Below are 10,645 nucleotides of genomic sequence, written 5' to 3'. Positions count from 1 at the left end.
GCCGACGTCGACTGGGACTCCACCCTCGCCTTCCGCCGCCACCTGTGGTCCTGGGGGCTGGGGGTCGCCGAGGCGATGGACACCGCCCAGCGCGGCATGGGCCTGGACTGGGCGGCCACGCAGGAGCTGGTGCGCCGCAGCGCGGCCGAGGCGGGCGCGGTGGGCGGGCGGATCGCCGCCGGGGTGGGCACCGACCACCTGCCGCCCGGCCCGTCCGTGCTGGCCGCGGTGCGCGCCGCCTACGAGGAGCAGCTGGCCGTCGTGGAGGGCGCCGGTGCGCAGGTCATCCTGATGGCCAGCCGCCAGCTCGCCGCGACCGCCCGCAGCGCCGACGACTACCACGAGGTCTACTCCCCGCTGCTGCGGCAGGCCTCCGGCAAGGTGATCCTGCACTGGCTGGGGGAGGTGTTCGACCCGGCGCTGGCGGGCTACTGGGGCCACGCCGACGTCGAGCGCGCCACCGAGTCCTTCGTGCGGCTGGTGCGGGACCACGCCGACAAGGTGGACGGGGTGAAGGTGTCGCTGCTCGACGCCGCCCACGAGGCCGGCCTGCGCCGCGCGCTGCCCGACGGCGTGCGGGTCTACACGGGTGACGACTTCAACTACCCCGAGCTGATCCTCGGCGACGGCGAGCACGACTCCGACGCGCTGCTCGGCATCTTCGCCGCGATCGCGCCGGCGGCGTCGGCGGCGCTGCAGGCGCTGGACCGCGACGACGTGGCCGGCTACGAGGCCGCGCTCAAGCCGACGCTGGAGCTGGCGCGGCACGTGTTCGGCGCCCCGACGTACTACTACAAGTCGGGCATCGCGTTCCTGGCCTGGCTCAACGGCCTGCAGCCCGGCTACGCGATGGTCGGCGGGCTGCACAGCGCCCGCAGCGCCGTGCACCAGGCGGAGACGTTCCGGCTGGCCGACGAGGCCGGGCTGCTGGCCGACCCCGAGCTGGCCGCGCGCCGGATGCGCGCCTACCTCGACGTGCACGGGTTCGGCGCGTGACCGCGGTCGAGCCGGTCGCGCGGGGGGCGGCGCTGGACGTGCCCTCGGGCCGCCCCGCGGCGCTGGAGACCCCCGGCCCCGGTGACCCGCGGATCGCGCGGTTCTCGCTGAACCAGGCGACGACCAAGCACATCGGGCTCGTCGAGGCCGTCGAGGTCTGCCGCCGGGCGGGCGTCCCCGCGATCGGGGTGTGGCGCGACCGGTTGCACGAGGTCGGCCTGGAGGCGGCGGTGCGCCTGCTGCGCGAGGCCGGGCTGCGCGTCTCGACGCTGTGCCGCGGTGGCTTCCTGACCGCGTCCGGGGCCGAGGAGCGCGCCGAGGCGCTGCGGGACAACCGGCTGGCCATCGACGAGGCCGCCGCCCTGGGCACCGGCACCCTCGTCATGGTGGTCGGCGGGCTGCCCGCCGGGTCCAAGGACCTGCCCGGTGCGCGTCAGCGGGTGGTCGACGCGGTCGGCGAGCTGGCCCCGTACGCGGGCGAGCGCGGGGTCCGTCTCGCGCTGGAGCCGCTGCACCCGATGTACGTCGCCGACCGGGCGGTCATCTCCACGCTCGGGCAGGCCCTCGACATCGCCGAGCAGTTCCCGCTGGAGCAGGTCGGCGTCACCGTGGACACGTTCCACGTGTTCTGGGACCCGGAGGTCGAGCGGCAGATCGCCCGGGCGGGGGCCCGGATCGCGACCTACCAGGTGTGCGACTGGATCACGCCGCTGCCGGCGGACACCCTGCTGGCCCGCGGGATGATGGGTGACGGGCACATCGACTTCGGCTCGATCTCCCGCGCCGTGCACGCCGCCGGCTACCGGGGGGACGTGGAGACGGAGATCTTCCACGCCGACGTGTGGGCCGCCGACCCCGACGAGGTGGTGGCGACGGTGCTGCGCCGCTACGTGGAGCACGTCCTCGTCGGCTGAGCCGCGCCGCTGTCGCGGTGCGCGACGCACGCGCAGGTGCCCCGGTCCCGCGAGGACCGGGGCACCTGCGCGTGCGGGCGACGGGCGCTGCGGGCCCGTACCGCCCGCCCGCGCAGCGCCTCAGGAGGTGAGCCGGGTGCGGGCGCCCGTCAGGTCCGCGGTGGTGGGGCCGGTCCCGGTCAGGTCGAGGAGCCGGTGCGTGGTGGGTGGGGCGTCGACGAACAGGACGCCGCTGGTGCCACCGGCCGGCGACGCCGAGCGGGCGATGCGGACGCCGGTGGCGACGGCCAGGACGCCGGCGGCCGCGCAGACCGCCTCGCAGGGCAGCCCGACGGCGTCGGCGACGCGCTCGGCGGGCAGGGCGCCGCGGTGGGTGCGGTACCAGTTCGCGACGAAGGCGTGGATGCGGCGGTCGTCGTCGGTGAGCTGGGGCACGGCAGACCTCCGGGCGGAGACGAACTGACCACACAAAGGATACAGCCGGTTACACGCAGTGCTCCTGTCGAGGACGGCTCGAGCGGTCCGCCACCCCCGGCCGCTCCGGGGACCGCACGGCGACCTCGTCGCCGCCCCAGCGCCGGACCCCGCCGGGCAGGTGCCCGCCAGGCAGGCGTCATGCAGGCTTTCGTGGTTCGCTGGACGACGTGGACGACACCGGTCCCCAACCCGGGCGGCGGCCGCGAGCGGCGCTGTGGGGGGTCACCCGGCTGGTCGCCGCGTTCGCGGGCGTCAGCGTCGCGGCCGGGATCGTCGTCACCGGTCTGGCCGCACCCTCCGCCGCCGCCGCCGCGTTCCTCGCCCGGCGCGGGGTCGACCTCTTCGAGGCGCTGCCCACCGGCCTCAGCGAGGCGGGCGTCTCCGCGCCCAGCACCATCCTGTACGCCGACGGCTCACCGATGGCCCGCATCTACGAGCAGAACCGCGTCGTCGTCCCGCTGGAGGCCGTCGCGCCGGTCATGCGCCAGGCGATCGTCGCCGTCGAGGACGCCCGGTTCTACGAGCACGGACCCGTCGACCTGCAGGGCATCGGCCGCGCGCTCGTCAACAACGCCGCCGGCGACGGCGGCACGCAGGGCGCCTCCACCCTCACCCAGCAGTACGTCAAGAACGTCCTCGTCGAGGAGGCGGCCGCCCGCGGCGACGAGCGCTCCGCGCAGGAGGCCACCGCCGCCGAGGGGAGCGAGGGGTACGCCCGCAAGCTGCGGGAGGTGAAGCTCGCCGTCGGTGTCGAGAAGCGCATGTCCAAGGACGAGATCCTCGCGGGATACCTGAACATCGTGTACTTCTCCCACAACGCCTACGGCATCGAGGCGGCCGCGCAGCTGTACTTCGCCAAGAGCGCGCGCGACCTCACCCTGCCGGAGGCGGCGCTGCTCGCGGGCGTCGTGAAGAACCCGGCCGAGTACGACCCGATCGACGAACCCGTCGCCGCCCGCGAGCGCCGCGACGTCGTGCTCGCCGTGATGCGGGACGTCGGCGTCATCGACGAGGCCGCGCACGACGCCGCGGTCGCCACGCCGCTGGAGCTGCGCGTCCAGCCCAGCCGGCAGGGCTGCATCGCGGCCGGGACGGCGGCCTACTTCTGCGACCACGTCACCCGGCTCGTCCTGGCCGACCCCGCGTTCGGCCCCACCCCCGAGGCGCGCCGTCAGCTGCTGCGCACCGGCGGGCTGACGATCACCACCACCCTCGACCCGCGCGTGCAGCAGGTCACCGCCGACGCCGTGAACCGGGGCGTCGCCCCCGGGCAGGAGGCGCGGGCCGCGGTGTCCGTGGTGCAACCCGGCACCGGGCGCATCCTGGCCATGGCGCAGGACACCACCTACTCCCCGGACGAGGACGTCCTCGGCGTGACCACCGTGAACTACAACGTCGACCGCGCCCTCGGCGGCGGCAACGGCTTCCAGACCGGATCGGCGTTCAAGACCTTCACCCTGCTGGAGTGGCTGGCCTCCGGCCGCTCCCTCGAGGACACCGTCGTCGCGCCCGAGCGCGGCAACGACCCCTTCAGCGCCTTCACCGCGTGCGGGCGGCCGATGCGCGGGGAGCGCTACACCTACGGCAACGCCGAGAGCGACGAGTCCGGGCGGCTCACCGTCCGGCAGGCCACCCGCGACTCCGTGAACACCGCCTTCGTCGCCATGGAGAAGGAACTCGACCTCTGCGCCATCGCCCGCACCGCCCAGGACCTCGGCGTCCGCCTCGCCACCCCGACCGTCAAGGTGGCGGGGCAGCCCGCCACCACCGACCTGCACGTGTTCCCCTCCCTCACCCTGGGCGTCAACGAGGTCTCACCCCTCGCCATGGCCGGGGCCTACGCGGCCCTGGCCGCCGACGGGCTGTTCTGCCGGCCGGTCGCGATCGGCGAGGTGCGCGACCGCGACGGGCGGGTGCTGCCCGTGCCGGGGGCCGGGTGTGCCCAGGTCGTCCAGCCGCAGGTCGCCCGGACCGCCACCGAGGCGCTGCGGGAGGTCGTCGACGCCGGCACCGGCACCGCGGCGCGGCTGCCCGAGCGGCCCGTGGCGGGCAAGACCGGCACGACGAACGACAGCACCGACGTGTGGTTCTGCGGCTACACCCCGCAGCTCGCCGCGGCGGTGTGGGTGGGGCACGCCACCGGCAGCCGCAGCCTCAACGGCCGGCCCGTCAACGGCGTGGTGCGCGAGGCTGTCTACGGCGGCACGCTCGCCGCACCGATCTGGCGCGAGGCGGTGGGCGGTGCGTCCGCCGCCCTGGCCCTGCCGGTGCAGCAGTTCGCGCCCCCGGGCTGACGCCGCGCTCAGGCCGGGGCCCCGGCTGCCGATGGGGGCGTACCCGCCTGCGATCGGAGCACCCGGATGCGCGCCCCCCGCCTCACCCTCAAGCTGCGCATGGCCCTCAGCGTCGTGCTGGTGCTCGCCGTGACGATGACCGCGCTCGTGTGGGCCATCGCCAGCCGCAGCAGCGCCTCGGCGCGCGAGAGCGGGCTGCGCACCGCCGAGCTCACCGCGACCGGCGAGGCCGCGCAGGCGCAGGACACCCTGGACGGGGCGCTGCGCACGACGCGGACCCTGGCGGCGGCGCTCACCGCGCTGCACGACACCGGCGGCACCCGCGCACAGGCCGACGCCCTGCTCCAGCGCGTCCTGGCGGACAACCCCGGCCTCGTCGGCACGTGGACCGGGTGGGAGCCCGACGCCTTCGACGGCCGCGACGCCGAGCACGCCGGCACGAGCGGCCACGACGCCACGGGGCGCTACGTCCCCTACTGGTACCGCACCGGCGCCGGGATCGCCCTGACCCCGCTGACGGGCTACGACGAGGCCGGCGCCGGCGACTACTACCTCATCGCGCGCACCACGGGCGAGGAGAAGGTCCTCGAGCCGTACGCCTACGAGGTCGACGGCCAGGAGGTGTTCATGACCTCGGTGGCCGTGCCGGTCGTGGTGGACGGCGAGACCCTCGGCGTGGCGGGCGTCGACCTGCCCCTGACGGCGCTGCAGGAGCAGGTGAGCGCGATGCGGCCCTACGGCACCGGTAGGGCTCTGCTCGTGAGCACCGCGGGCGCCGTCGTCGCCGGCGGTGCGGGGGAGAGCGCCGGGCAGGTCGCGCCCGCGGGGGTCGCGGCCCTGGTGCGCTCCGCCGTCGACGGCGGGCGGCCCGTCGACCGCTCCACCACCGACGCCGGCCGCGACGTCGTGCAGGTCGCCGTCCCCGTCGCGCTCGGCGCGGCCGACACGTGGGCGATGGTCGTCACCGTGCCCACGGACACCGTCCTGGCCGACGCCCGGTCCCTGCGCGTCCTCAGCGCCGGCCTGGCCCTGGCGGCCCTCCTGGTGGCGGCGGTGGCCTCCTACCTCGTCGCGCGCTCGGTGCTGCGGCCGGTGGAGGTGCTGCGTGAGCGGATGGCGGAGATCGCCGACGGCGACGGCGACCTCACCCGCCGGGTCGCGCAGAACGACACCGACGAGGTCGGTCAGCTGGGTGCGGCCTTCAACCGGTTCGCCGACAAGGTCTGCAGCACCATCCGGGGCATCGCGGCCTCGGCCGACTCCCTCGGCGACGCCGCCGACGACCTCACGGCCGTCGCCGGTGACCTGCGCGACGGTGCCGCGAGCACCTCCGCCGGGATGTCGGCGGTGTCCGGCGCCATGGGCCAGGTCAACGCCGGCATCCAGGGCCTGGCCGCGGGCGCCACCGAGATGTCCGCCTCCATCGAGGAGATCGCGTCCAACGCCGCCCGGTCGGCGGGCGTGGCCGAGGAGGCCGTCAGCGTCGCCGACACCGCCGGCCGGCAGATCGCCCAGCTCGACGAGGCCAGCGCGGGGATCGGCAGCGTCGTGCAGCTCATCACGTCCATCGCGGAGCAGACGAACCTGCTGGCCCTCAACGCCACGATCGAGGCGGCGCGCGCGGGGGAGATGGGCAAGGGCTTCGCGGTGGTGGCCGGTGAGGTCAAGGAACTGGCGCAGCAGACCGCGCGGGCGACGGAGGACATCACCCGGCGCATCTCCGCCATCCAGGCCGGCACCAGCGGTGCGTCGGAGGCCATCGGGCGCATCCAGGAGGTCGTCCGCCAGATCAGCGACTACTCCACCTCCATCGCCGGGGCGGTGGAGGAGCAGAGCGCCACGACCGCGGAGATGACGCGCACGAGCGTCGAGGCCGCCGCCGGTGGTGACTCCGTCGTCGCCCGCGTGGGTCAGGTGGCCGCGGCGGCGGAGACGACGGAGGCGGCGGCGGGCACCACGCAGGCCGGGGCCGCCCGGCTGCGGGAGCTGGCCGGGGAGCTGAACTCCCTCGTGGGGCGCTTCCGGGTCTGACGGTCTGACGGTCTGACGGGTCTGACGGGTCTGGCGGGTCTGACGGTCCGACGGGTGGCGGCACCGGGTCCGGCGCCGCCACCCGGGGCGTGCTCAGCCCTCGGCGGTGGCCAGCCCGATCTGGCAGGTCATGCCGTTGGGGCCGTGGTTGCAGTAGCCGTTCGGGACCTTCGCCAGGTACTGCTGGTGGTGGTCCTCGGCGTACCAGAACGGCCCCGCCTCCTCCGCGGGGCGCAGCTCGGTCGTGATCCGGCCGTGGCCGTGCTCGGTGAGGGTCTTCTGGAACGTGTCGCGGGTGGTCTCCGCGGCGGCGCGCTGGGCCGGGGTGGTCCAGTAGACCGCCGAGCGGTACTCCGTGCCGCGGTCGTTGCCCTGCCGGAAGCCCTGCGTCGGGTCGTGGTTCTCCCAGAACACCTTCAGCAGCTGCTCCGGGCTGGTGCGCCCCGGGTCGTAGGCCACGAGCACCGCCTCGGCGTGCCCGGTGCGCCCGGTGCACGACTCCTCGTACGTCGGGTTGGGCGTGAAGCCGCCCATGTAGCCCACCGCCGTGGTCACCACGCCGGGCAGCTGCCAGAAGATCCGCTCCGCGCCCCAGAAGCAGCCCATCGCCACGTGCAGGACCTCGGTGCCCGCCGGCCACGGGCCCTGGAGCGCGGTGCCGAGCACCGCGTGCTCCTCCGGCACGTGGAAGGGGCGCTCGGGGCGGCCGGGCAGGGCCTCCTCCGCCGTCACCATGCGGGTCTTGAAGGGGTTGCCGAACATCATGCGTGCTGCTCCTCTCGTGCGGCACCCGGTCCAACCACCGCGGGCGTCCCCGCGTTCCCGCCCGCTCGGGACGGGGCCCCGGCCCGGTTAGGCTCGTCCCCCGTGACCGCTGACACCCCGACGCCCGACCCGCAGGTACCCGACCCGGAGCGCCTGCCGGGCTTCTCCACCCGCGCGATCCACGCCGGCTCCGAGGCCGACCCGGCGACCGGCGCGGTCGTCACCCCGATCTACCAGGTCTCCACCTACAAGCAGGACGGGGTCGGCGGCCTGCGCACCGGCCTGGGCACCGGCTACGAGTACTCCCGCTCCGGCAACCCGACCCGCAGCGCCCTGGAGGTCCAGCTCACCGCCCTGGAGCAGGGCGACGCCGGCTACGCCTTCGCCTCGGGCCTGGCCGCGGAGGACACGATCATCCGGGCGCTGTGCCGGCCCGGCGACCACCTCGTCGTGCCCAACGACGCCTACGGCGGCACTTACCGCCTGGTGCACAAGGTGGCCGGGCCCTGGGGCGTGGAGCACACCCCCGCCAACCTCGCCGACCCCGACGCCGTGCGCGCCGCGGTGCGGCCCGGCCGCACCCGGCTGGTGTGGGTGGAGACGCCCACCAACCCGCTGCTGACCATCGGCGACATCGCCGTGCTCGCCGAGATCGCCCACGACGCCGGCGCGCTGCTCGTGGTGGACAACACCTTCGCCACCCCCTACCTGCAGACGCCGCTGCTGCTGGGCGCCGACCTCGTCGTGCACTCCACGACGAAGTACGCCGGCGGCCACTCCGACGTCGTGGGCGGGGCGGTCGTGCTGCGCGACGGCGACGACGGGCGCGGCTCGACGCTGGCCGAGCGGATCGGCTTCCACCAGAACGCCATGGGCGCCGTCCCCGGCCCGTTCGACTCCTGGCTGGTGCAGCGCGGGCTGAAGACGCTGGCCGTCCGGATGGAGCGGCACAGCGACAACGCCGAGAAGGTCGTGGAGTACCTCTCCCGGCACCCGCGGGTGACGACGATCCTCTACCCGGGGCTCGCCTCGCACCCCAACCACGACGTCGCGGCGAGGCAGATGCGCCGCTTCGGCGGGATGGTGAGCTTCCGCACCCGCAGCGCCGAGGACGCCCTGCAGGTCTGCAAGGGCACCGAGGTGTTCACCCTAGGGGAGTCCCTGGGCGGGGTGGAGTCCCTCATCGAGCACCCGGGCCGCATGACGCACGCCTCCACGGCCGGCTCGCCGCTGGAGGTGCCCGACGACCTCGTGCGGCTGTCGGTGGGCATCGAGGACGCCGAGGACCTCATCGCCGACCTCGAGCGCGCCCTGCGCTGAGCCCGGCGCGGGGCCGGGGACGTCCTGCACGCGGCACGCCGGTGCCGGGTGGCGCGACGTCCCCGCCCCGCGTCAGGAGGCGCGCCGGCCCCGCCGCCCCGAGCGCGAGCGCAGGTAGTCGTCCACGACGTACTGCCCCAGCCGCTCCGGGCTCGGGGTGAGGACCCGCCCCCCGTTGCGCCGCGCCACCGCGTCCACGAACCGCCGCAGCCCGGCGTCCTCCCCGAGCATGAAGAAGTTCACGGTCGCGCCGTAGCGGGTGAGCTGGTCGACCTCCGCGATCGTCGCGCGGATCGTCTGCGTCGACGGCGGCCACCGGAACAGCGCCTCGCCGTCCTCCAGGTGCGCCGTGGGCTCCCCGTCGGTCACCACCAGCACGACCGGCTCGGCGTCGGCGTGCCGGCGCAGGTGCCGCCGCGCCAGGCCGAGGGCGTGCTGCAGGTTCGTGCCCTGCACGTAGTCCGGTTCCACCGCCGCCAGCTCCTGCAGGTTCATCGGCAGCGCGTGCAGCCCGAACCCGACGATCTGCAGGGCGTCCTGCGGGAACTTCGTGCCCACCAGGTGCGACAGCGCCAGCGCCGTCTCCTTCATCGGCCCCCAGCGGCCCTCGGCGGCCATCGAGAACGACAGGTCCACGCACAGCGCCACCGCCGCGGACGAACGCCGCTCGGTCTCGACGACCTCGAAGTCCTCCCACGACAGCCGCACCGCCCCGGAACGCCCCACGCCGTTGCGGCGCAACGCGTTCGACACGGTGCGCACCACGTCCAGGGGTTGTTCGTCGCCGAAGCGCCACGGCCGCGAGGCCCCGGTCGGCTCCCCGCCGCCACCGGCGTCGCGGTCGTCGTGGTCGCCGCGCCCGCCGGTCACCGCCCGCTCGAACACCCGCTTCAGCGCCGTCTGCCCGAGCCGGCGCAGCGCCTTCGGCGACAGCGTCATGCCCTGCGGTGACGGGGTGAGCCACCCCTGCCGCTGCAGCTCCCGCTCCAGCTCCCGCAGCCGGCGCACGTCGTCGGCGGCGCCGCGCCCCAGCCGGCGCTCCACCGCCTCGACGTCCACGTCGTCCAGCGTCGCCCCCGGGTGCTCCTGCCCGAGCGCGTCGACCAGCTCGTCGAGCTCGGCCAGCTCCTCCAGCGCCCCGGCGGCGTCGGCGTAACCCAGCGGCTCGCTGCCCTGCGCCCCCCGCACCCGCTGCCCGCGCGAGAAGTCCAGGTCCGGGCGCAGCGCGCGCAGGTTGTCCCCCAGCGCGGCCATCTGCGCCTGCAGGTCGGCGTCGCCGAGGGCCTGCGCCATCAGCCGGGCCAGCTCGTCCTGCTGCTGCGGGGACAGCGAGCGCATCAGCCGCTGGGCGGCGGCGGCGCGGCGGGCCAGGGAGTCCACCAGCTCGTCGACGTCCCCCGGCTCGTCGGGGAAGAGCTCGCCGTGCCGCTGCATGAAGTCGCGGAACATCTCGCCCGTGTCCTCGCCGCGGGCCTGCGCCGCCAGCAGCCGGTTGAGGTCGGCGAGCATGTCCTTCAGCCGCTGCTGCACCGCCGGGTCGCCGGCCTCCAGCGCCTCGCGCAGCCCGCGGAACTGGTGGTCGAGGACGTCGTGGCGCAGCCCGTCGAGGATCTGCTGGTAGATCGCCCGCGCCTCCGGGGAGGTCCAGGAGTAGTCGGCCAGCTCCTGCACCGCCTGGGACGTGGAGCGGGGCAGGGCGTCCAGGCGCGCCTCGGCGAAGCGGGCCTCGTCGTCGTCGCGGCCCACCAGCTCGGCCCGCTCGGTGGCCAGCGCCTGGTCCAGCTGCGCGCGGGCGCGGTCACGAGCAGCCGGCAACGTCCTCGTCTGCCGCCGGGCGGGCGCGTTCGC

General features: G+C 75.4%; 8 protein-coding genes. 5 read left to right on the top strand and 3 right to left on the bottom strand.

Features of this window, described 5'->3' with window-relative positions; genetic code table 11:
- Positions 1-996: dihydrodipicolinate synthase family protein (locus ABEB16_RS13135; protein WP_345712697.1), on the top strand; the 996-nt coding region annotated here is incomplete at its 5' end.
- Positions 993-1,910, top strand: coding sequence for a sugar phosphate isomerase/epimerase family protein (locus ABEB16_RS13130; RefSeq protein ID WP_345712696.1), 918 nt, complete (start codon positions 993-995; stop codon positions 1,908-1,910). The genes ABEB16_RS13135 and ABEB16_RS13130, both read left to right, overlap by 4 nt.
- A 120-nt stretch (positions 1,911-2,030) precedes the next feature.
- Here the strand turns inward: ABEB16_RS13130 and ABEB16_RS13125 are convergent, their stop codons facing one another.
- The gene (locus tag ABEB16_RS13125; RefSeq protein WP_345712695.1) at positions 2,031-2,345 is read right to left on the bottom strand and encodes a hypothetical protein; all 315 of its coding nucleotides are present in this window, start codon (positions 2,343-2,345) and stop codon (positions 2,031-2,033) included.
- A 209-nt stretch (positions 2,346-2,554) separates the two neighbouring features.
- On the opposite strand from ABEB16_RS13125, the gene ABEB16_RS13120 reads away from it, so the two are divergent.
- Both ABEB16_RS13120 and ABEB16_RS13115 read left to right on the top strand, forming a co-directional pair.
- Positions 2,555-4,681 (top strand): transglycosylase domain-containing protein, encoded by a 2,127-nt coding sequence (locus ABEB16_RS13120; protein ID WP_345712694.1) that lies wholly within the window; start codon positions 2,555-2,557, stop codon positions 4,679-4,681.
- A 66-nt stretch (positions 4,682-4,747) separates the two neighbouring features.
- Complete coding sequence (locus ABEB16_RS13115; RefSeq protein ID WP_345712693.1) at positions 4,748-6,712, top strand: methyl-accepting chemotaxis protein; 1,965 nt, start codon at positions 4,748-4,750, stop codon at positions 6,710-6,712.
- A gap of 93 nt (positions 6,713-6,805) precedes the next feature.
- On the opposite strand, the gene msrA is transcribed toward ABEB16_RS13115, so the two are convergent.
- A complete protein-coding gene (msrA, locus tag ABEB16_RS13110; protein ID WP_345712692.1) occupies positions 6,806-7,477 on the bottom strand; it encodes a peptide-methionine (S)-S-oxide reductase MsrA in 672 nt (223 codons plus the stop codon).
- Positions 7,478-7,579: 102 nt separating this feature from the next.
- On the opposite strand from msrA, the gene ABEB16_RS13105 reads away from it, so the two are divergent.
- On the top strand, positions 7,580-8,797 hold the full coding sequence (locus tag ABEB16_RS13105; protein ID WP_345712691.1) for a cystathionine gamma-synthase: 1,218 nt from the start codon (positions 7,580-7,582) through the stop codon (positions 8,795-8,797).
- Between the two features lie 72 nt (positions 8,798-8,869).
- On the opposite strand, the gene ABEB16_RS13100 is transcribed toward ABEB16_RS13105, so the two are convergent.
- The coding region (locus tag ABEB16_RS13100) for a vWA domain-containing protein (RefSeq protein WP_345712690.1) at positions 8,870-10,645 on the bottom strand (1,776 nt) is incomplete at its 5' end.

It is taken from the genome of Kineococcus glutinatus (assembly GCF_039542765.1).
In the GTDB taxonomy this organism is placed as follows: domain Bacteria; phylum Actinomycetota; class Actinomycetes; order Actinomycetales; family Kineococcaceae; genus Kineococcus_A; species Kineococcus_A glutinatus.
This window is presented reverse-complemented; position numbering and strand designations above follow the sequence as displayed.